We start from the raw sequence: 22,013 nt of genomic DNA on the forward strand, positions 1-22,013 counted from the left end.
CGGTGCGCAGGAACTCGACACGGATGTTCCCCTCGACGTAGGCTTTTGCCGCCGTGTCTATCGCAGCAGGTCAGGTGCTGAGCGAGCGCTACCGCCTCATCCGACCCGTGGGGCAGGGCGCGCAAGCCTCGGTGTGGGTCGCCGAGCACCTGGCCCTCAGCACGCACGTCGCCGTCAAGCTCATCGATCCCGACCTGGCGAAGCAGGAGGACGCGCGCGAGCGGTTCCGCCGCGAGGCCACGGCGGCGGCGCAGCTCCGCAGCGCGCACGTCGTGCAGATCCTCGACCACGGCATCGAGGGCGAGCAGCCGTTCATCGTGATGGAGCTGCTGGAGGGCGAGGACCTCTTCGAGCGGCTCGCGCGCCGGCGCCGCCTCTCGCTCCAGGAGACGTCGAGGATCGTGACGCAGGTCGCGCGCGCGCTCACCCGCGCGCACGGGGCCGGCATCGTGCACCGCGACCTCAAGCCTGAGAATTTCTTCCTCTGCGCGAACGAGGACGACGAGGTCGTCAAGATCCTCGACTTCGGCATCGCCAAGGTGGGCCACGGCAAGCGCGCCGCCCAGCGCACCACGGTCGGCACGCTCATGGGCACGCCGCACTACATGAGCCCGGAGCAGGTGAAGGGGCTCCGGGAGGTCGACTACCGCGCCGACCTCTGGGCGCTCGGCGTGATCGTCTACCAGTGCGTGACGGGCGAGCTCCCGTTCGACAGCGAGGGCGTCGGCGACCTGCTGATCAAGATCTCGGTCGGCGAGATCCCGGTCCCCTCGCGGGTGAACCCGGAGCTGCCGCCGACGTTCGACGCGTGGTTCGCCCGCGCGTGCGATCGCGATCCGGAGGGGCGCTTCAGCAGCGCGCGCGATCTGGCGGAGGCGCTCGCCCGCATCGCCGACCTGGCGACCGAGGCCCCGGCCAGCCTGAGCTCGCCGCGGCCGCCGCCGCTGCCGCCTCGGTCCGCGCCGACGCGCCCGCCCGCGGCCCCGCCGCGGCCGGCGACGGGCTCGACGATCCCGAAGGCGCCGCCGCTGCCGCGGATGGCCGACCCTGGCGGCGACGACGCGGCAGGATCGTCCGATCGACGGCCGGGCGATCGGTCCGCGGCCGCTGCTCCGCTGTCGACGCTGCCGAGCGCCAAGATCCCCGCGCGGCCCAGCGAGCGGCCGCCGGCGCCGCCGCGGCTCACCGACAGGCCCCCGGCGCCGCCGCGGCTCACCGACAGGCCCCCGGCGCCGCCCGCGCTCGGCGAGCGCTCACCGCTCAGCGAGCGCGCGCCGCTGTCGTCCCGGCTCGGCGAACGGCCGCCGGCGCCGCCGCGGCTCACCGACAGGCCCCCGGCGCCGCCGCGGCCCACGGAGCGACCTGCAGCGCCGCCGCGGCTCACCGAGCGACCTGCGGTGCAGGCGCAGCGCGGCGAGCAGCCGCCCACCTCGTCCCCGCTTGCCGAGCGGCCCCCGCTCGGCGAGGCCCCGCCGCTGTCCTCGCGGCGCGGCGAGCGGCCCCCGCTGCCACCGCGGCGCGGCGATGCCGCCTCGCAGACGGCGACGCCGATCTCCACGGGGGCGCCGCTCGCCCGGACGCCGCCGCCCTCCGCGCGGGCACCGCTCACCGCGCCCCCGAGCGACGCGCAGCCGGGCGACGCGCCGCCGCTCTCCGCGAAGGCGCCGCCGAGCGGCGCGCGACCCGCGACCGCGCCGCCGAGCGGCGCGCGACCCGCGACCGCGCCACCGGGCGACGCGCCACCGAGCGGCGCGCGGCCCGCAACCGCGCTGCCGGGCGACGCGCCGCCGCTCTCCGCGAAGGCGCCACCGAGCGGCGCGCGACCCGCGACCGCGGAAGGCAGCCACGAGGTCCCGCAAGGATCGACGCCGCTTCCGCGCAGCGGAGCACCCCGGCCGCCGGCCGACAGCGCGCCCTCGCTCGTCGACGTCGACATCGAGGATTTCGAAGAGGACGCGATCGACACCGACGTGGACGAGCCCTGGGTGGAGCCGCCCGCGCCCGCGGCGCTCGCGCCGCAGGCCGCCACGGCGCTCGCCTCCCCGGAGCCCGCGGCGCTCGCGCCGCAGGCCGCCACGGCGCTCGCCTCCCCGGAGCCCGCGGCGCTCGCGCCGCAGGCCGCCACGGACACGGCGGAGCCCGCGGACGCGGCGCCCCAGAGCGGCGAGGCGTTCGCGCTCGTCGTGCCGGCAGCGTCGGCGGCCGCAGCGCCGCCTCCGCCGCAGGCGCCCGCGCTGCATGCGGGCGATCCGACCGAGGCGCCGAGCGTGCGCGGCGCGCCGCCGGGCCAGGCGCTGCCCGAAGAGCGTCGCGACGGCGTCGAGCCAGCCGCCGTCGGGGCGGTCGCGGCCCTGAGCGCCACGCCTCCCGCCGCGCTGCGCGCGCCGCAGCCCCTCGAGCCGCCGATCGCGCGTGCGCCGGTCCCGCCGGAGCACGCTCCGGTCCCGCAGGAGCGCACCGCCCGCGCCGGCCAGACGCCGGAGCACTGGATGAGGGGCTCCACCGTGAACGGGATGGCGCACGAGGGCGAGCTCCCGGAGTTCGACCCCGGCTCGCGCCGGCGCCGGCTCGCCCGCTGGGGAGCGCTCGCGCTGGTGGTCCTCGCCGGCGTCGCGGTCTGGCAGGTCGTTCGCTTGCGGCTCCCGCCGCTGGGCGCGCCGGCGGCCGAGGTCGAGCCCGCGCCGCCGGCCGTCGCGACCGAGCCGGCGCCTCCGCAGGAGCCTGCGCCTCCGCCCAGCGACACGGCGCCGGCCGCGTCGGCGGCGCCGGCCGCGCAGCCTTCGGCGAGCGCCGCCGCGACCGCGACGTCGACCGCGCCGCGCAAGCGGCGCACGCCGCCGCCGCCACCGCCGAAGAGGCCGCGGAAGCAGCCGGCCACCAAGGTGGATGACCTGACGATCGAGATCCCGGACCCGGTCCCGGAGCCGGCCGAGGCAGAGCCGACCTCACCCCCGGATCTGCCTCCCCCGAGCGAGCCGCTTCCCCCCGAAGCACCGACGCACGCAGAATAAAAGAGCGGATGGAAACGACGGCATACCAGCAGTACTCCGAGGAATCCGGCGACTGGTTGAGGAAGGGGAGAGCTCGGCTGCTGGCCCATCTGGTGCGCGGGTTCGCCCCCTCGCGGCGGCCGCTCGAGCTGCTGGAGGTCGGCGCCGGGGTCGGCCAGAACCTGAGCGTCCTCGCGGAGTTCGGCGCCGTCGACGCGAACGAGGTGAGCCCCCTCGGACAGGAGGCCATCGCGAGGGCCGGCGCGGCGAGGACGCTCTACAGCGCGCCGCTCCCGTTCGAGCTCGACCGGCGCTATGACGTGATCTGCGCGCTCGACGTCATCGAGCACATCGAGGATGACGGCGCCGCGCTCCGGTGGATCCACGATCACCTGAGCCCCGGCGGGATCTTCGTCGCCACGGTGCCGGCGTATCCGTGGCTGTTCAGCGATCACGACCGCGCACTCCAGCACTTTCGCCGGTACACCGCGGGCAGCTTCCGCGCCGCGCTGCCGGCCGACTTCCAGGTGGAGGCCTGCGCGTACTTCAACCAGCTCCTCTTTCCCGCCGCGGTCGGCTCGCGCGCCGTCTGGAGCGCCGCGCGCAAGCTGCGCCCGGGCAAGGGCAGCATGAAGCAGCCCTCGCCGAAGTCGGGCCTCGCCTCCACCGCGCTCGAGGCCGTCCTCGGCGCCGAGGTCGACCTCATCGCGCGCGGTTACCGGCCTCGCTTCGGGCTGTCGGTCTTCTGCGTGGCGAGGCGCCGGCCGACGTGAAGGACAGGCCCGCGCCGCTCGTCGATCTCCCAGCCGCACCGCCCCCAGACGCCCCGCCCGCCCCCTCGAGGATCCCGGCCGCTCCGCCCGAGCCGGCGCCCGGCGCCCCCGGCCCGCCGCAAGGGATCGGGGGCCCGCTCGCCAGGGTGCGCGCCGCGCTGCGCCCGGTCATGCTGGTCGCCGCGGCGCTGTTCATCGCGCTCGCCGGGCGGGATCTCGCGCGCCGGTGGGAGAGCGGCGAGCCCATCGAGGTCCGCCCGGCGTTCGTGGCCCTGTCGGTGCTGCCCCTCGCGCTCGGCGCGGTCGTGCTCGGGCTCGCGTGGGCCTGGCTCCTCGAGGAGCTGACCGGCCGGCCCATCCCCCGCTGGCCGGCGATCGCCCTGCACATCGAGTCGCAGGCGGCGAGGTACATCCCCGGCAAGGTCGGCGTGCCGCTGATCCGCATGCTCGGCGCGCCGCGCATCGGCACGACCAGCGCGGTGGTGGGGTCGTCCTTCGCCGTCGAGCTGATCAGCTTCGTCGCGGTCGGCGCCATCGTGGGGCTCGGCCTGCTCGCGGCGGGCGGCGAGCAGGTCGCGGGCGTGAGCGCGCTCATCGGGCGGTGGAGCCTGCCGTTGCTCCTCGCCGTGGGCGTGGTGCTCGTCGCGCTCATGACCGTGGATCGGGCCCGCGCGCCCGCGCGCGTGCGCAAGCTCCTCGCGGCCGAGGGGCGCGGGCCGCTCATGCCGGCGCGGCTGCCGCTCGCCCACGCGGCGTACTGGCTGACCTGGGCCGCGCACGGCGCCTGCGCGGCGCTCGCCGTCGGCGCGACGCCGGGCGCGGCGCTCGGCGGCTCAGGCCTCTTCGTGCTCGCGCCGATCGTCGGCTTCCTCGCGCTGGCCACGCCGGGCGGCATCGGCGTGCGCGAGGCGCTGCTCTCCGTGGGCCTCGCCCCGGCCGTGGGTCCCGCCGCCGCGCTGGGCGCCGCGGTGATCTCGCGCGCCACCTCGCTCGCCGTCGACGTGGGCGGCTGGCTCGCAGCGCGCCTGCTCAGCGGGCGGCGCGGGGCGGAATCCCGACCGCACTAGTTCTCTCGGCTCCGCCCCGAACCCCGGCGTCCGCTTCGCGGCCGCCGCTGGTTTCACGCCTCAGCCATCCGCTGGCGGGATTGCTGACGCGCGAAACCAGCCCGTTGCACCGCGCGCGTCGCCGCGGTGCTTCGGCCATAAAACCTGCCTGGATTTCTGACACCCGGTACTAGGATGCGCGCCCGCCATGCTGGCTCGCTTGCGTGCTGCCCTCACCCCCGACTCGCCCCTGGCTCGCCTGCGCGCCGCCCTGACCTCCGACTCACCCCGGCCGAGGCTCCTGCGCGGCGCCTTCGCGGCCGTCGCGTGCATCGCGGGGCTCGCCTACTACGCGTTCGCGGTCCACAAGCACATCCCGGTGCAGCACTGGCTCCTGTGGCGGCTCGCGCCGCTCTGGGGTTATTCGCTGCTGTTCCTGCTCTCCAGCCTCGGTATCGGCCTCGCTCTGCTGCGCCGGGCGCTCCGCCTCGCGCACCTGCCGCCGGTCGAAGAGGGCCTGTTCGGCATGGCGCTCGGCACCATCGCCTTCGTGTTCGGCATGTACCTCGCCGGCGCTGTCGGCTGGATCCGGCCCTGGTTCGGTCTCGCGCTGCCGGCGGCGCTCCTCGCGGGCGGGCTCCTCGAACTGCCGCGCTGGCTGTCGCGGTTGAAGGGAGATCTCGACGCCTCGATCACGCCGAGAGGGGCAATGCGCTGGCTGTGGCTCGCGGCGACGGGCGTCGGCGCCGTGGGCTTCGTCCTCCTCTACCTGATGTCGCTGACCCCGGAGTCCATCGGCTTCGACGCGACCTGGTATCACCTGCCGATCGGGCAGGACTACGCGCGCGCCGGCCGCATCGTGCCGTTCTACGGGGACGTGAACCGCGCCTTCCCCCATTTTGCGAGCATGCTCTACGCCTGGGGCTTCAGCGTCCCCGGGATGATCGTGGAGCAGCGGTGGATGATGGCGCTCCACCTGGAGCTCGTGTTCGTCGCGTGGAAGGTGGTCGGCGTCGCGGCGCTGGCGCGGTACCTGCTGCAAGGCGAGCGCGTCCCCGGCCTCTGGGCGGCGTTCTTCCTGTTCCCGTCGCTGTTCGTCCACGACCAGAACCCCGGCGGCTCGGCGGACCATTTCCTGGGCTTCTTCGCGGCGCCCGTCCTGCTCGCGTCGATGCGCTTCGCCGAGCGCTTCGACAGGCGGTATGCCGTCCTGCTCGGCGCGTCCCTCGGGGGCGCGATGCTGGTGAAGTACCAGGCCGTCTACCACCTCGGCATGGCGGCGGCGATCGTCGTGCCCCGCGCCGCGTACCTGCTCGGTCGCGCGGCCTTCCGCGCCGCGAAGAAGCGCCGGCGGCCGCTCCTCTCCCCGCGCCGCGTCCTCGTCGCGGGGCTCATCGCCTCGGGCGTGGCGCTCGGCACGGCCGCGCCGCATTTCGTCAAGAACACCATCTATTACAACAACCCCGTTTATCCGATGGCGCAGCGCGTGTTCACGCGGTCGTACCCGCAACACGCGCGCTCCGCGGAGTTCATGGAGAAGGCGTACCCCAACAAGCCTTATCTGCCGAAGGGGAAGGGGCTGGAGCGGCAGCTCATCGCGGTCGGGAACTTCTTCTCGTTCTCGTTCTCCCCGCACTACTCGTTCACTCGCTACGTCCCGTCGATGGGCTCGCTCTTCACGCTGCTCCTGCCGACCTTGCTGGTCATCCGGGGCCGGCGCCGGACGGCGCTCGCGGCCTGGGCGGCGTTCGCCGGCATCTGGGTGTGGGGCAACACGTACACCGCGGACCGTTACCTGCAGGGCCTGCTCGCGGTGCCGATCGCCGCCACGGCCGCGATGCTCGTCCGCACCTGGCAGCTCGGGACGGTCGCGCGGCTCGGCCTCGTGCCGCTCGTGGTGTTCCAGATCGTGTGGAGCGGCGACGTGCCCTTCTACTCCGGTCCCGACCGGCTGGAGCGCGCGCTCTCGCTGATCCGCTCCACGTACGAGAAGAAATGGAGCGACGCGCAGCGGTTCAAGTTCCGCGAGAACCATCGCGCGATCACCCAGGCGACCCCGCCGGACGCGCGCATCCTCGCGCGCAACTACCGCACGACGCTCGGCATCGAGCGCGACATCGTCTTCGATATCCAGGCCTGGCAGTCGCTCATCTTCTACGAGCCCGTGCGAGGGCCGCGCGAGCTCTACGAGCATTACCGGAGCGTCGGTATCACCCACATCCTGTACCCGCCGAACCAGCGCCCGCCGGACACGCTCCAGGCGGCCGTGCTGTTCAACGAGCTCGTTCACCGCCACGCCACCGAGAAGCGCCGCTTCGGCAGCCTCCAGCTCGTGACCATGCCGGAGGAGCCGCCGCCGCCCGACGAGCTGCCCTACGAGGTGCTGGCGCTCGGCGCGCCGGGCTACGAGGACGGGCTCTATCCGGTCGAGGCGCTCCACATCCTCCCCAAGCTCCAGCCGCCCAAGGGCGAGGGGCCCAAGCCCGCCCAGGCGTGGCCCAGGGACAGCGGGGCGCAGGCCGCGCTCGTCGAGGCCGCGGAGGCGGTGGTGGTCGGAAAGGACGCGGCGCGGCGCGGCCGGGCGCTGAAGCTGGACAGCGCGTTCTTCTCGGCGGAGCGCTTCAAGAACTACACGGTGTACCTGCGGGACAAGCGCAGCCCCGCCCCGGCAGAGGCGCCGCCGCCGGCGGACGCGCCGTCCGCGCCCGAGCCGGCCGACGCGCCGTCAGCGCCGGAGCCTTCGGACCCGGCAGATCCCTCGCAGGACGACGACATGGAGGACCCGGGCGGCTGAGCGCCCGGGCCCAGCAGGGCTACGGTCGCTGCTCGGCGAGCAGCACCGTCCAGGGGACCGGGCTCTTCACCTCGCGGACGGCGAGCTCGCTCCCCACGAGCGCCACGAGATCGCGGCGGCCGAAGTGCTGGATGTGGCCCGGCGTGTTGCCGAGATCGGCGAGGTACCGGCCGCGCAGCACGTTCAGCGCGCGCCACAGCGGCTCGCGCGGCGTGCTCGCGATCACCCAGCGGCCGGCCACGCGCCGCAGCTCGCGCAGCGCGCGCGCCGGGTCCTCCAGGTGCTCGAGCACCTCGCAGCACACGACGAGGTCGAACTCGCGATCCTCGAACGGTAGCTCGTAGACCGACGCCTCCCGGAACTGGATGAGCGGGTCCACGTCGGGCGCGACGCGCTCCAGCGAGACGTCGGTGGCCACGAACCGCTCGGGCCGCGGCGCGCTCGTCACGATGTGGTGGGCCAGCCGGCCTTCTCCGCACCCGACCTCCAGCACGGAGCGCGGCGCGACGCGGCGGTAGAGGTCCGTGACGGCGCCGAGGAACCCGCCCATCAGCATCCGGGCGACAGGGTTCTTCGTGCCGTACTTGTCGTAATGATTGCCGACGATGTTCCCCGACATGACCATCACCCCGCGCTCGCCCGCGCCTTGTGCACCTGCTGGTTGCGCCACGGCTTCGCGCCCGTCGTGTGGATGCCCTCCGGCCTGAGGGCCGGCGCCCGCTGCGCGAGCTCGGTCTCGATCCGGCGCACGCGCATCAGCACCTCCTCGACGAGGCGGCGGTTCGCCGCGATGAGCTCGGCGAGCAGCGCCACGGCCACCAGGATGCACGCCACGACGACGGCGCCGGTGGCGACGATCAGCGACTGGATATAACCGCTGTAATCCGGGTTCTGGAGGTAGAAATAGAGAAACCGGACGCCGAGCGCGAGGCCGAACACGAGCAAGATCGCCGCGACCCAGCCCACGAGCTGCACGGGGCGGTACATCGCATAGGCCCGGAACATCACCGGACCGGCGCGCCGCAGGTAGTCGGGGATCGACCGGAAGAGCCGCGACTCGCGCGTCTTCGGGTTGGTCGTGATCTTCACGTTCTGCACGGCGAGGCCGCGGCGGCCTGCCTGGATCACGGTCTCCAGCGTGTAGGTGAAGCGGTTGTGCACGAAGAGCTGCAGCGCGGCCTTCCGGCTCACCGCGCGGAAGCCGCTCGGCGAGTCGGCGACGTCGGTGGCCGACAGGCGTCGGATGAGCCGCGAGCCCCACCGCTGCAAGACCTTCTTGAGCGGCGAGAAGTGCTCGATCCTGTCCGTCTGCCGGTCGCCGATCACCAGGTCGGCGCGGCCCTCGAGGATCGGAGCGACGAGCCTCGGGATCTCCGCGCCGCGATACTGGTTGTCGGCGTCGGTGTTCACGATGATGTCGGCGCCGAGCCGCAGGCACGCGTCGACGCCGGCCATGAAGCCGGCGGCGAGGCCGCGGTTCATGGCGAAGCGGACGATGTGGTGGATCCCGAGCTGCTCGGCCAGCTCGCTCGTCCCGTCCGTGCTGCCGTCGTCGATGATCAGGACCTCGATCTCGTCCACGCCGTCGATCGACCTCGGCAGGTCGGAGAATGTCTGCGCGAGCGTCTCGCGCTCGTTCAAGCAAGGGATCTGGATGATGAGCTTCACGGGGGATGTCGCGGCGCAGCGTAGCACGATGTGCGTCGAGGGATTCACCTCGGATCACATCGCGGCCCGCCTGCACATGTCCGCGTCGCTCCTCCGCGGAGCTCCGGCGCCGGGGCGCCGTGCGTCGGAGGCGACGGCCCGCAGCCCCGCGCGCCGGGACCGCGGACGATCGCTCCGCGCTAGTTCAGCAGCTTCTTCGAGAGGTGCTTGACCGCCTCCTGCGCCGCCTGACGCAGCGCGACCTCGACCGCCTTGGAGGACGTGTCGCCGCGCACGAGGATGGCGCAATTGTCCCCTTCGGCCTCGAACGAGGCGAGGGGGAGCTCCGTCGCCGCCGCTGCAGCGCGGATCGGCACCTGCACAGCAAGCGAGCCGACCTCGAGCTCCACGAACCCCACCAGCTCCGACTTGGATAGGTTCTGCATGCTTCGAACGTGGGTCGCCCGCAGGGGCTTAGCAAGGTCAGGTTTTTCCTGCTTGTCGGTGGGATTGAGCTCCACCGGAACAGGCAGATTGCGCGCACGTCAAGCCCGTTCCCCCACGACAGCGCAGCCCAGCACACGCGGTCCCCAGGGCGCGCGACGCGCCGGTCCGGGCGTCGCGCTCGCCGCGTCGTCGATCGCGATCGCCCGCCGACCATCGTCGCGCGGCGTCGTCCGCTTCTTCGCCGCGCGCGGCGCGCGCCGCGTCGCCCATCCCACGCTTCCGCACGGATGGCCGCGCTCGCGTCAGTGCTTCAGCGACGTGAGCTGGTCGGCCATGATGCTGCGGTGGCTGCGATAGACCTGGAGCACGATGGCCAGCGCGATCGCCGCCTCGCTCGCGGCGAGGACGATGATGAAGACCGTGAATACCTGGCCGGCCACGCCGCCCGCGACGAAGTGCTCGAACGCGACGAAGTTGAGCGCGGCCGCGTTGAGGATGAGCTCGACGCCGAGGAGGATGCCCACCGCGTTCTTCCGGGTCATCACCGTGAACAGCCCGAGACCGAAGAGCACGGCGGCCACCGTGAGGTAATGGATGAGCCCGATCTCCATCGCCTACTCCCGTTCCCAGGCGCGCTTGACGGCGCGGCGCGCAAGGACGACAGCGCCGATCATGGCGGCGAGCAGGACGATGGAGCCGAGCTCGAACGGGAGCAGGTACTCGCCGAGGAACGCGTGTCCGAGCTTGGCCGTGGACGGCATCGCCGGCCGGGCCTCGGCGGGCCAGGGGGTCCGGGTCGCCACCCTGCCGAGCACGAGGAGCACCGCCGTGACCAGGACGAAGGCCACGGCGAGCCCGCCGCGCGGGTTCGAGATCTTCATTTCCTGGATGCGGCTCGTGAGCATCACGGCGAACAGGATGAGGATGAGCGTGCCGCCGACGTAGACGAGCACCTGCGTGGCCGCGAGGAAATCGGCCGACAGCGTGACGTACAGCCCGGCGACGCCGAGGAACGTGCCGAGCAGGGCCAGCGCCGAGTGGATGATGTTCCTGGAGAACGCCACGAGCCCGGCGGAGCCGAGCGTCAGCGCGGCGAGCCCCAGGAAGGCGAGTGTGCTCAGGGGGGGCATGTGGTGAGGCCCGCGACGTTAGATCGCGGCTCACCGCCCATCAAGCCATCAAGCGCGACGCCCCGGCTCACGCGCCCGCGGCGCCGGCGTCCTCGGCCCCGCCCTCGGCGCCCTTCTACTTGCCGCGCTCCTTGCGCCAGATGGCGCGCAGCTCCTCCAGCGCGGCGGGGTTGTCGCGCATGGCGCGCTCGCGGGCCTCGCGGGCATGGGGCCCGTACTCGCCGACTGGCACCTCGCCGAGGTCCTTCGGCGCCTTGTACAGCGGCACCAGCCCCTCGGGGATGAAGCGGAAGGTGAGGTGATCGAGCGTCGGCGCCGCGCCCTCGAACTCGCGGGTGTGGCGGATCGCGCCGGTCGACTCGGTCTTGCACGCCTCGACGCAGAGGCCGCAGTACATGCACTTGCCCATGTCGATGTCGAAGCGGCTCATCGCCTGCTTCTTCGTCGCCGGGTCCTTCTCCAGGTCGATCGCGATGCACTCGATGGGGCACGCGCGCTCGCAGCGCTTGCACCCGGTGCAGATGTCCATCTGCACCTCGAGGAAGCCGCGGTAGCGCGGGGGGAGCATCTCGCTGACAGGGCGGTCCGTCTTGTCGGGATACTGGACGGTGATGGGCTCCCGGAACAGATGGGAGAACGTGACCGCCATCCCTTCCAGGATGGTAGTGGCCGCGCTGGAGATGCTCTTGATGTACTGGGCGAGATCCATGGCGGGGGGCTTCTCCGGGACCTGACGCGCGCGGGTATACGGCCCTGACGAGCGAGGTGCCACACCAAGCAGGCTAGCAGAATGCCGGCCTTCCTCGAGGCGTCCGGGGCGCGATCCGTCAGCCCCGCGGCGCGTCCGCCGACCCGCGCCGCAGGGCGTGCATGGCCGCGCCCGACCGGCGCGGGTTCCCGCCGCGCCGCGCGCGACCACGCGGCGCGCGCCGCCCGTCCGGCGCCGCGCGGCCGCGCCCGAGGCGCCGCGCGGCCGCGCCCGACCAGCGCGGCGCGCGCGGCGCGGCGCGGCGCGCGGCGCGGCGGGAACCCGCGGAGTGCGCGGAGGTCGTGGTGAACCTGTCCTCTCCTGTTGACGCGCACCCCGGGTGGCGATCATGGTCCCTTCATGACGCAGCTCCCCTTGTCGGGAACCCTCACCGCCCTGGTCACGCCGTTCACGCCCGACGGCGAGGCCGTCGACTTCCAGGCGCTGGACGCGCTGGTCGAGGCGCAGATCGCGGGGGGCGTCAGCGGGCTCGTGCCGTGCGGCACCACGGGCGAGTCGCCGACCCTGAGCGAATCGGAGACGACAGCGGTCATCCGGCGCGTCGTCGAGGCGGCGCGCGGGCGCGTGCCGGTGATCGCGGGGACGGGCTCGTTCTCGACGAAGAAGACGATCGAGGCCTCGCGCGCCGCGATCTCGGCGGGCGCCGAGGGCGTGATGATCGTGATGCCGTACTACAGCAAGCCGTCGCAGGACGGGCTCCGCGAGCACACGCTGGCCATCGCGAAGGCGATCTCGGCGCCCATCGTGCTCTACAACATCCCGGGCCGGACCGGGGTCGACCTGTCCGCCGAGGCGACCGAGCGCATCTGCGCGGCCGCGCCGAACGTCGTCGCCATCAAGGACGCCACGGGCAATGTGCTCCGCTGCCAGGAGCTCGTGCGGCGCCTCGGCGACCGGCTCACCGTGCTGTGCGGCGACGACTCGCTGACGGTCGCGACGATGGCGCTCGGCGCGAAGGGCGTCATCAGCGTCACGTCGAACGTGCTGCCGCGCGAGACGAGCGCGGTGACCCGGCGGTTCCTGGCCGGCGACCTCGCGGGCGCGCGGGCGGCGCACCTCGCGCTGCTCGAGCTGCACGGGCTCATGTTCGTCGAGCCGAACCCCGCGCCGGCGAAGGCCGCGCTCGCCGCGCTGGGCCGCATGAGCCCCGCCGTGCGGCTGCCGCTGGCGCCGGCCGGCGACGCGACCAGGCAGCAGATCGCCGAGGCGGTGCGGCGGCTCGAGGCGAGGCGCGAGGCGACGTGAAATCGAACGGCGATCATCGAGGCGTACCGATGGGCGTGCTGCTGGGGGCCGCCGCGACCGAGGAGGCCCACTCGCTGAAGGTCGCGATCCACGGCGCGAGCGGGAAGATGGGGCAGGCGATCGTCCGGCTCGCCGCGAACGAGCGCGCGCAGGTCGTGGGCGCGATCGTGTCGCGCGGCTCGTCGCGCATCGGCCGCGACGTCGGCGAGCTGGCGGGGACGGGCACCATCGGCGTCGCGATGAGCGACGACGTCAGCGCCGGGCTGCTCGGCGCGGACGTGGTCATCGACTTCTCGCGGCCGGAGGCGCTCCCGCGGCTCCTGCACCTCGCGATGCGGGCCAAGGTCGCGGTGGTCAGCGGCACGACGCGCCTCGACGCCACGTGCGAGCGGCTGCTCGACGAGGCGGCGCGGCACGTGCCCGTGCTCTGGTCGCCGAACACGAGCATCGGCATCCACGTGCTCGCGGAGATCGCGGCGAGCGCGGCGCGGCGGCTCGGGCCCGGCTACGACGTCGAGATCGTCGAGGTGCACCACCGCGCCAAGGTGGACGCCCCGAGCGGCACGGCCGTGCGGCTCGCGGACGCCGTGCGCGCGGCCCGCGGCGAGGCCGGCGAGGAGGCGGCGGCGGCGCTCTCGGACGTGCACGGCCGGGAGGGCAACGTCGGCCCCCGCAAGGCGAACGAGCTCGGGATCTTCGCCGTGCGCGGCGGAGACGTCATCGGCGACCACACCGTCCACCTGCTCGGCCCCGGCGAGCGCCTGGAGCTCACGCACCGCGCCACGAGCCGGGATCTCTTCGCGCGCGGGGCGCTGCGCGCGGCGTGGCACCTGCACGGCAAGCCGCCGGGCCGCTACACGATGGCGGACGTGATCGAGGGCTGACGGCGACGCCGCCGGGCAGCCGGACGAGGAGGCGGCGCGACGGCGAGATGACGGGGCGGCGACCCGCGCTCCGGCGGGTCGCGCGGGGCGCCACAATGTGGTCCGCGGCGTGGCGCCGCACTAGGCTGCCCCGCTCGTATGGAGACGCTCGCTGCGCGGATCGCACGCGCGGGACCCTTGCCGGCCCGGGACGCGGTGGGCTGGGTGATCCGCCTGGCGAAGCGCGTCGAGCGCCTGCACGGGCGCGGGACCGTGCACGGCCGGCTGTCGGCCGCGTGCGTCGTCATGGAGGGCGAGCCGTGCGCGTCGAGCGGATGGCTCTCGGATCCGCTCGCGACGCCGGCGTTCGTGGGCTACCGCTCGCCGGAGCGGGCCGCCGGCGAGGGGCCGTCCCGCGGGGATGACACCTGGGCGCTCGCGGTGACCCTGTACGTGGCGCTCTCGGGGAAGCTCCCCTTCCCGGCCGAGAGCGACAGGGAGGTGCGCCGTCTGCAGGGCGCCGGCGCCGCGCCGCGGGTGACGCCGGCGGGCGAGGAGGGCGACGCGCTGTGGCGCGTCCTGGAGCAGGCGCTCGCGCGCGACGCCAGGCAGCGGATCGTCGAGGTCGCCGCGCTCCGCCGCGCGCTGGAGGCGGCGCGGCCAGGCGACGGCCTGGAGGAGCTGCCGCCGCTCGACGAGCACCCGCTCGCGGAGTCGCCGAGGACCGTGCCGGCGCCGCGCCCCTCGAGCAGCGGCCTGCGGGGCGCGTCGAGCTCGCAGCCGCCGCCGCGCAGGAGCGCCCCGCCGAGAGAGAGCTCCGGAGGCTCGCAGCCGCCGCGAAGGAGCGCCCCGCCCGGCGAGAGCCCCGGCGGCTCCCAGCCGCCGCGAAGGAGCGCCCCGCCCGGAGAGAGCCCCGGCGGCTCGCAGCCGCCGCGAAGGAGCGCCCCGCCGGGAGAGAGCTCCGGCGGCTCGCAGCCGCCGCGCAGGAGCGCCCCGCCGGCAGAGAGCTCCGGCGGGTCGCAGCCGCCTCGCTGGAGCCCGCCGCCTCGTGGGCACACGAGCTCGCTGCCGCCACACGGCGGGGGCTCCACGGCGCGCCGGACGCCGCTCCCGCTCCACGGGCTCGCGGCGCTGGGCCTTCGACGGACGGCGGGCACGCCGACCACCCCGGTGCCCGAGGCGCCGGATCGCCCCGTGAACGCGCCCCCGGCCTCGCCTCCCGGACCATCGGAGCTCGCCGGCGCCTCGCCGGCAGGTGCCTCCAGCAGCCCGCCCGCACCGGCAGGCTCGCCGGCGCAGGTTGAGCCGCCGGCCGTCTGGCCCGCAGCGGAACCGCCGTCCATCTCGCCCGCACTGTTGTTTTCCGCCGCGGACGATGATGACGACGAGCCGGAGAGCCCGCCACCGCTGCGCGCTGTCGGTGTGCCGCTGTTCGCGGGCGACGAGGTGCCGCCGACGCCCTCGCAGCCGTTCGCGCTCGCGCCCAGCAGCGGCGTCGCGCACATCCGCGCGCCCGGTCCCCATGCGCCGCGCGCCCCGGCCGCGGCGCCGAGGCCGCGCCCGCGCCGCGGGAGGCCGTCCGGCGCCCGCCGGATCGCGGCGCTGGTCCTCTGTGTCGTGGTCCTCGCCGGCGCCGCCGCGGCGGCCTGGCTCTGGCTGCGCCACCGCGATGCCGCGACGTCCCCGCCGCCCGTCCCGGCGCTGCCTGCCGCGCCCGCCGCCTGCGCCACCCCCGCGGAGCCAGGCGCGCCGCCGGCCGCTTCCGCGGCGGCGCACGACGCGGCCTCCGCGGCCACGCAAGACGCCGCCGCGGCAGCGCCTGAGCCGGTGGACGCCGGCGCGGCGAGCGCAGCGGCGACAGAAGCGGCCTCGGCGGAGTTCGCCGCGTGCATGACCCCGCTCTTCCCCGGCAAGAGCGTCGACGCCGCGACCGCGGGGCAGATGGCGTTCGTCTGCGCCGAGGTCGACCCGATGAAGGGCGTCGCCGCGCTGAAGAGCCACCTCGCCCAGGCCGCCGGGCCCACGGGGATCTCGGACGCGACGAAGGAATGGGGCGTGCTCCGCTGGTACGACATGGCGGCCCTCGCCGCCCTGCGCGCCCGTTGCTGCCGCGCCCCGCCCCCCCTCGAGCTGCCCGGCACGCCGGAGGGCTGCCCGCCGCTCGACGCGGCGCTGAACGACCTCGGCGCGGCCGTCTCGTCGGCGTCCGCGCCGGACGATCGGGCGGTCGCGAAGGCAGCCCGGCGGTACACGCGGACGGTCCAGTGCATCGTGCGCGTCGGCGCGGCGAGCCACTACGGGCGCAAGAACAACCCGAACGGAGGAGAGGCTCGCGCCCTCAAGAAGGTGCTCGCGCGCGCCCTCCAGGACGCGGCGCCACGCCGCTGAGCCGCGCGGCCGGGCGCTCGGTCCGGCGCGGCCCGGCGTGGGGAGCGGCGCGGCGGTGGCGCGGCGAGCCGCAGCTCGAGGTAGCCCAGCGTGGCCCAGCGTGGATCGATCGACCGCCTCGCCGGACGGGCGGTTCTGGGGTAGCGTCCGCGGTCCCATGTCCAACGAAGCGAGCGATCTCCTGCTCGAAATCGGCGTCGAGGAGCTCCCCTCGTCGTTTGTCGAGGCCGCGCTCCGCGCGCTCCCGGAACTCGCCACGAAGCGCCTCGCGGAGCTCAGGCTCCGCCACGGCGCGATGCGCGCGCTCGGCACCCCGCGGCGGCTCGCGCTGCTCGTCTCCGCGGTCGCGGCGCGCCAGCCGGACCTCGAGGAGGAGGTCACCGGCCCGCCCGTCAAGGCGGCCTTCAAGGACGGCGCGCCCACGAAGGCGGCCGAGGCGTTCGCGCAGAAGCTCGGCTGCGCCGTGTCCGATCTGCGCCGCGTCGAGGGGCCCAAGGGCGAGTACCTCGCCGGCACCCGGCGCGAGGCCGGCAAGCCCGCGACCGAGCTCCTGCCGGAGGTCCTCGCGGCGCTCGTCGCGGCCATCCCCTTCCGGAAGTCGATGCGCTGGGGGACGGGCGAGTTCGCCTTCGGCCGCCCCATCCAGTGGCTGGTCGCGCTCTCCGGCGGCGACGTCATCCCCGTCGAGATCGCCGGCGTGCGCAGCGGCCGCGCGAGCCGCGGCCACCGCTTCCTCGCGCCGGGCGAGATCGCGATCGGCGCGGCGAAGGACTACGTCGAGGCGATGCGCGCGGCGCACGTGATCGTCGACACCGAGGAGCGCGCGCGCCTCATGCGCGAGCGCCTGCTCGCCGCGGCCCGCGACGCCGGCGGGGCGCTGATCGAGGACGACTTCCTGATCGGCGAGAACCTCTCCCTCGTGGAGGAGCCGCACGTCATCGTCGGCAGCTTCGAGGAGCGGTTCCTCGAGCTGCCGGAGCGGGTGATCCTCGAGGTCGCGCGCGGGCACCAGCGCTACTTCGGCGTGCGCGACGCGAAGACGGGCGCGCTGCTCCCGAGGTACCTGGCGGTCGTGAACACCGCGGAGGCGCCCGAGACGATCCAGCGCGGCAACGACAAGACGATGCGCGCGCGCCTGTCGGACGCGCAGTTCTTCTACCGGGAGGACGTCAAGATCCCGCTCGCGAACCGCCGCGAGAAGCTCGGCGGCATCGTGTTCCAGAAGCGGCTCGGCAGCGTGCTCGCCAAGGCCGAGCGCGTCGAGCGGCTCGCCCGCGAGCTCGGCCTGCTCCTGATGCTGCCCGAGCCGACGCTGATGGCGGCCGCGTCGGGGGCGCACCTCGCGAAGAGCGATCTCGTCGCGCTGATGGTGGGCGAGTTCCCCGAGCTCCAGGGGGAGATGGGCCGCGCCTACGCGCTGGCCCAGGGGGTCAGCCCCGACGTCGCCGACGTGATCCGCGATCACTACCTGCCCAGGGGCGCCGCGGACGCGACCGCGCCGACGCACGCTGGCGCGCTGGTCGCGATCGCCGACCGCCTGGACACGCTCGTCGGCTGCTTCTCGATCGGGCTCATCCCCACGAGCACCGCCGACCCGTACGGCCTGCGCCGCGCCTGCCTCGGCGTGCTGCGCACGCTGCTGGATCGCGAGCTCGATCTGCGCCTCGGCGCCGCGTTCAGCGCCGCGTACGACGGCTACGCGGGCGTGGAGCTCAGCGCCTCGCGCGAGGAGCTCACGGCGCGCCTCGGCGAGTTCTTCGCCGAGAGGCTGCGGGGCCTCTTGTCGGACCGGCTCCCGCAGGACGCGGTCCTCGCGTGCCTGCGCGTGGCCGCGGACCGCCCGCTCGACCTCCGGGCGCGCGTGCGCGCGATCGACGCGCTCAGCCCCGACGTGCGCGCGCGGGTCGGCGAGGTGTTCAAGCGGGCGACGAACATCGCGGACAAGGCGCCTCCGGGCGAGCCGGTCGCGCCGTTCGGGCAGGAGGTGCACGCGAGCGAGACAGCGCTCTTCGCGGGGTACCTCAAGCTGCGAGAGCAGATCGCGTCGGACGTGAAGAGCGGCGCGTACGACGCTGCGTTCAGGGCGGTGGCGGATTTCGCGCCGCTTCTCCACCAGTACTTCATCGACGTGTTCGTGATGACGGACGACGCGGCCGTGCGGGACAACCGCCTGCGGCTGATGCGCGCGATCTCCGAGACCTGCGCGAGCCTGGCGAGGCTCGAGCTCCTCGGCGAGGCGCCGCGCGCGGCGTCCTGACGGGACGGGCGCGACGCCGGCCCGGGGGGCGGGCGCGCTGGTATCGCGTTGCCGGGGTTCTCGCGGTGGGGGGCCTTGCCGAGGCGCCCGGCCCCCGGAGAGGGTGTTCTCCGCGCGGGGTGGGGGCCCCGCCGAACTCGCCTTCGACATGAATCATCCGGCAAGCCGGATGACTCATGTCGAAGGCTCAGACATCGGCCCCTCCCCCACCCCGCGCGGAGAACACCCTCTCCGGGGGCCTACCGTGAATGTGGGATCGGGGGCGGACCACGGGAGAGAGCGGGTCTCGGAGAGGCTGGAATCGGGCCGCGGAATTCCGTCGGTCACGTACTCGTGTCTACGGACGTGACGCAATCGGTGACAATTTCGGCAACGCTCCGGCAATGACCACGTTCGAGGCGCTGGTCGCCTTGGACACCGCGCCAGCCGACCCGTGAGGTGCCCTGTGGCCTGCCGAGGATTCGGCGGGCGGACGCCTCGATCAGCCGAGGAAACAAGCTTTCGTGGAGGTCGGGGCCGGCGGCCTCCTGGCGGTTCTCTCCGGAGAGGCGTGATGAACAAGCGTTACAGCACGTAAGCGGGACGGGCGTCGCGATCGCCGGCCCGCGAGGGTCACCGCTGTGCGAGGTCGCGCGCGGGAGCGCGCTGGCCGCGACAGCCCCGGTGGAGTAAAGGGGATTGACCAGGAGGCACCATGGGCATCTCCATCGCGTACAGCGGCAAGCTCCGTGACCCGGCCCTCGTCCCGGAGCTCGTCGGCGATCTCGCTGCGAAGGCCGAGTCCGCCGGCTGGCTCAGCAAGACCATGAAAGAGCTCGTCGCGGAGAAGCGCGTCACCTGCTCCGGTCTCGAGGGGATCACGCTCTACCCCCATCGCGAATGCGAGCCGCTGCACTTCCATTTCGATGAGGAAGGCACCTTCATCAACCACTACTATCATGCCCTCCTCAGCAACACGGAGATGGCGGACATGATGCGTCAAGCGCTGGCCGAGTCCGCGGCGCTCACCCGCAATCTGGCCCGGAGCTCACAAAACGCGCCAGGCAGCGGCGGGCCGCGCATCGCCGTCCCCGCCCTGCCGGAGGCGCCAGGAGTCGAGTTCTTCAAGCAGGGGAGCCGCTACAACTGGACCAAGACGCAGTTCGCCGGTCCCAAGGTGCACGTCGCCGTGTGCACCATCCTGCGTTACGTGAAGGAGCGCTATGCGCCCGATCTCGAGGTCAAGGACGACAGCGGGTACTTCGCCGGCGGCGACTACGAGAAGCTCGAAGCCGAGCTCGCTTACGTCGAACGCCTCGCCGCGATCACGACGGACGCCGTTCAAGCCGCGGCCAAGGCGGGCAAGGGCCCGATGACCCTCGACGCGTTCGTGAACCGGATCAACGAGGAGCTCGCCGAGGCCAAGAACAAGCTGCACTGAGGAGCGGCCAGGAAGCCGGCGCCGGCGCCGCATGCCCGGCGTGCGCGAAGCGACGCAGAGGGTCAAGCCGGCGGTGATGCCCCGAACCGCTTCGCGGTCGCGATGAACCGCTTCGCGGTCGCGATGAACCGCTTCGCGGCCGCGATGAACCGCTTCGCGGCCGCGATGAACCGCTTCGCGGTCGCGATGAACCGCTTCGCGGCTGCCCTTCTCGCCTCGGACCCCCGGTGGCCCCCCGGTCTGGTGCCCTTGTCGCCTCGAACCCCCGGTGGCCCCCCGGTCTGGCGCCCTTGTCGCCTCGGCCTCCCAGTGGTCCTCCCTTCGCGGGCGTCACCGCGGCGCCGCGGCCGCATTTCTCGCGCGCCAGCAGACCAGAGAACAAGATCTTGGTGTCCTTGGCGGCTTGGCGGTTCGAATTTCTGCTCTTTCGAGCGGTTTCAACCCGTTTGTCGTCTAGGTGACCGGAACCACGATCCGACGCCCCTTCACCTTCTCGCGCTTCGCCTTCTTCTCGTGCTTCTTCCCGAGCCCGAGCTGCTCCGCGATCGCCTTGCGCGCCTCGCGCGCGAGCTTGCGGACCTGCTTCGCCTCCTCCTGGGTGATCACGCCGTCCTTGGCGGCCCTGTCGACCGCCGCGCGCACCTTGGCCTGGGCGTCGTCGAGCGCCTTCCGGATCTCGGCGCGGCGCGCGTCGGGGACGCCACCCTTCTGCATCTTCGCTTCCACCTTCGCGCGCTGCTTCGCGATCTTCGCGTCGACCCGCTTGCTGAAGCTGGCGGCGTCCTGCGGGAACTGGGGCCGGTCCTTGCCACGGCCGTGATGCGGCGCCTTCGCGGCTGCCGCCGGGGTCTCCTTGGCCGCAGCCGCAGCCGGGGCAGCGGTGGCGCCGAGGGCGACGAGCGCGGCGAGCGCCGAGGTGATGCGAACGAGCTTGTTCATGGATCCTGCCTCTCGAGATAACGCGATGCGGTACGAGACCGGGGTCGCGGCCAGCGAGCCGAGCCCCCCACGGGACCGCGTGCTCGGCCCGTGAGACGTGGCTCGGGCGACGGTATTCCCGCCGCACGTCGAGCGACGAAGCTGCACCTCGCCCCGTGGCGGCGACAGCAGAAATCCCGCTCGCGGACCGCTTGACACCGTGCGTCGCGTTCCGGTTTGCTCGCCGGTCCTGTCATGCACCTGGTCAACGCCACGGCCGTCCCTGCCAAGCTGATGACGGCGCGCCTCTTCGGCGCGACCCACCGCATCGGCATGGTGGTGGCGAAGGCGACGTTCCGTATCGGGCCGAGGGGGACGGAGCTCGATACGCAGGATCCCTGGCCGCTCCTCGACGAAGATCGCGCGACGGATCTCGGCATCGTGCCGCGCGACGACCTGCCGAGGCGCGACGACGCCTTCGAGGTCGTCCTGCTCGGCGCGGCGCACGCGCCCCATGGCAGGCCGGTCGAGCGGATGACCGTGTCGCTCACGGTCGGCGGCGAGCGGCGCGAGCTGCTCATCTCCGGCGATCGCGTCTGGGAGGGCGGCGACCGCCCGCGGATCGGCGCGCCGGTGCCCTTCACGCGGATGCCCCTGACCCACGAGCGCGCCTTCGGGGGAAGCGTGGAGGTCGAGGTCGACCGCGAGGCGTTCGTCGAGGCCACGGACGCCCGCAACCGCGGCGGCCGCGGCTTCGATCCCGCGCCGGCCGTGGCGTCGCTCGCGGAGATGCTGAAGCCGCCGCCGGGCTACCCGCGGTACGACGAGGTCCGGCGGCTGCCCAACATCGAGGATCCCGTGGCCAGGATCAGCCTTCCGGAGGACGCGCCCGATCCCGTGTACTGGGGCGCAGTGCCGGTGGACTCCGGCATCCAGGCGGCGCGCACCGTGACGCCACCGCCTCCCGCAGCCGGGCCGGCGCTGCCCGAGTTCGGCGACGGGGCCTATCACCGGGCGCATCCGCAATGGGTCATCGCGCTGCCAGCGGCGAGGAGCCAGGTGACCCTGACGGGCCTGACGCCGGGGCCGGAGCCGCTCACCTTCGCCCTCCCAGCGGTGCGGGTCTTCGTCGATTACATCTCCGGGCTCCGCACCGGAACGCGCGAGCTGCAGCCCCACGCGCTCGTCCTGCTCCCCGAGGAGAGGCGCTTCTACCTCGTGTTCCGACACGCCTTCACCTACGAATACCCCAGCGCGGAGCGCTCGATGCGCCTGCGCGTCGAGCGGGGCGGCTGGTACGAGCCGCCCGGCCGAGGAGGATGAGCG

At 73.9% G+C, this 22,013-nt stretch carries 17 protein-coding genes; 10 read left to right on the forward strand and 7 right to left on the reverse strand.

Annotation, left to right across the window (positions count from 1 at the left end):
- The first annotated feature begins 53 nt into the window (after positions 1 to 53).
- The 4 genes from WME96_RS41170 (at position 54) to WME96_RS41185 (ending at position 7,603) form a co-directional block, all read left to right on the forward strand.
- Positions 54 to 3,011, forward strand: a complete 2,958-nt coding sequence (locus tag WME96_RS41170) for a protein kinase domain-containing protein (protein ID WP_437287004.1) — start codon at positions 54 to 56, stop codon at positions 3,009 to 3,011.
- An 8-nt stretch (positions 3,012 to 3,019) separates the two neighbouring features.
- The gene (locus tag WME96_RS41175; protein ID WP_437287005.1) at positions 3,020 to 3,763 is read left to right on the forward strand and encodes a class I SAM-dependent methyltransferase; all 744 of its coding nucleotides are present in this window, start codon (positions 3,020 to 3,022) and stop codon (positions 3,761 to 3,763) included.
- Positions 3,760 to 4,830, forward strand: a complete 1,071-nt coding sequence (locus WME96_RS41180) for a lysylphosphatidylglycerol synthase domain-containing protein (protein WP_437287006.1) — start codon at positions 3,760 to 3,762, stop codon at positions 4,828 to 4,830. Before WME96_RS41175 ends, WME96_RS41180 begins: the two co-directional genes overlap by 4 nt.
- A 187-nt stretch (positions 4,831 to 5,017) precedes the next feature.
- Positions 5,018 to 7,603, forward strand: a complete 2,586-nt coding sequence (locus WME96_RS41185; protein WP_437287007.1) for a hypothetical protein — start codon at positions 5,018 to 5,020, stop codon at positions 7,601 to 7,603.
- A 19-nt stretch (positions 7,604 to 7,622) separates the two neighbouring features.
- Here WME96_RS41185 and WME96_RS41190 read toward each other — a convergent pair whose 3' ends face one another.
- From WME96_RS41190 to WME96_RS41215, 6 genes are all read right to left on the reverse strand, one after another.
- Entirely contained in the window at positions 7,623 to 8,222 is a 600-nt protein-coding gene (locus WME96_RS41190) for a class I SAM-dependent methyltransferase (protein ID WP_437287008.1), read from the reverse strand.
- Positions 8,223 to 8,227: 5 nt separating this feature from the next.
- A complete protein-coding gene (locus WME96_RS41195) occupies positions 8,228 to 9,271 on the reverse strand; it encodes a glycosyltransferase family 2 protein (protein WP_437287009.1) in 1,044 nt (347 codons plus the stop codon).
- A 179-nt stretch (positions 9,272 to 9,450) separates the two neighbouring features.
- Positions 9,451 to 9,696 carry a hypothetical protein gene (locus WME96_RS41200; RefSeq protein ID WP_061619469.1) on the reverse strand — a complete coding sequence of 82 codons (246 nt, stop codon included), beginning with the start codon at positions 9,694 to 9,696 and terminating at the stop codon, positions 9,451 to 9,453.
- Positions 9,697 to 9,999: 303 nt separating this feature from the next.
- On the reverse strand, positions 10,000 to 10,308 hold the full coding sequence (gene nuoK, locus WME96_RS41205; RefSeq protein ID WP_061606420.1) for an NADH-quinone oxidoreductase subunit NuoK: 309 nt from the start codon (positions 10,306 to 10,308) through the stop codon (positions 10,000 to 10,002).
- Between the two features lie 3 nt (positions 10,309 to 10,311).
- Positions 10,312 to 10,827 (reverse strand): NADH-quinone oxidoreductase subunit J family protein, encoded by a 516-nt coding sequence (locus WME96_RS41210; protein WP_061619465.1) that lies wholly within the window; start codon positions 10,825 to 10,827, stop codon positions 10,312 to 10,314.
- Between the two features lie 115 nt (positions 10,828 to 10,942).
- A complete protein-coding gene (locus tag WME96_RS41215) occupies positions 10,943 to 11,536 on the reverse strand; it encodes a NuoI/complex I 23 kDa subunit family protein (RefSeq protein ID WP_437287010.1) in 594 nt (197 codons plus the stop codon).
- Between the two features lie 399 nt (positions 11,537 to 11,935).
- Here WME96_RS41215 and dapA point away from each other — a divergent pair, with 399 nt between their 5' ends.
- From dapA to WME96_RS41240, 5 genes are all read left to right on the forward strand, one after another.
- The gene (gene dapA, locus WME96_RS41220) at positions 11,936 to 12,841 is read left to right on the forward strand and encodes a 4-hydroxy-tetrahydrodipicolinate synthase (protein WP_437287011.1); all 906 of its coding nucleotides are present in this window, start codon (positions 11,936 to 11,938) and stop codon (positions 12,839 to 12,841) included.
- Positions 12,842 to 12,870: 29 nt separating this feature from the next.
- Positions 12,871 to 13,725, forward strand: a complete 855-nt coding sequence (dapB, locus tag WME96_RS41225) for a 4-hydroxy-tetrahydrodipicolinate reductase (protein ID WP_437287012.1) — start codon at positions 12,871 to 12,873, stop codon at positions 13,723 to 13,725.
- 138 nt (positions 13,726 to 13,863) lie between these two features.
- Entirely contained in the window at positions 13,864 to 16,092 is a 2,229-nt protein-coding gene (locus WME96_RS41230) for a hypothetical protein (protein ID WP_437287013.1), read from the forward strand.
- 157 nt (positions 16,093 to 16,249) lie between these two features.
- Positions 16,250 to 18,349, forward strand: coding sequence for a glycine--tRNA ligase subunit beta (glyS, locus tag WME96_RS41235; protein WP_437287014.1), 2,100 nt, complete (start codon positions 16,250 to 16,252; stop codon positions 18,347 to 18,349).
- Positions 18,350 to 19,043: 694 nt separating this feature from the next.
- Complete coding sequence (locus WME96_RS41240; protein ID WP_437287015.1) at positions 19,044 to 19,769, forward strand: hypothetical protein; 726 nt, start codon at positions 19,044 to 19,046, stop codon at positions 19,767 to 19,769.
- Between the two features lie 453 nt (positions 19,770 to 20,222).
- Here the strand turns inward: WME96_RS41240 and WME96_RS41245 are convergent, their stop codons facing one another.
- Positions 20,223 to 20,708, reverse strand: coding sequence for a hypothetical protein (locus tag WME96_RS41245; protein WP_437287016.1), 486 nt, complete (start codon positions 20,706 to 20,708; stop codon positions 20,223 to 20,225).
- A gap of 234 nt (positions 20,709 to 20,942) precedes the next feature.
- On the opposite strand from WME96_RS41245, the gene WME96_RS41250 reads away from it, so the two are divergent.
- Complete coding sequence (locus WME96_RS41250) at positions 20,943 to 22,010, forward strand: DUF2169 domain-containing protein (RefSeq protein ID WP_437287017.1); 1,068 nt, start codon at positions 20,943 to 20,945, stop codon at positions 22,008 to 22,010.
- The last annotated feature ends 3 nt before the right edge of the window (positions 22,011 to 22,013 follow it).

Source organism: Sorangium sp. So ce406 (genome assembly GCF_051474675.1).
Lineage (GTDB): Bacteria > Myxococcota_A > Polyangia > Polyangiales > Polyangiaceae > Sorangium > Sorangium cellulosum_G.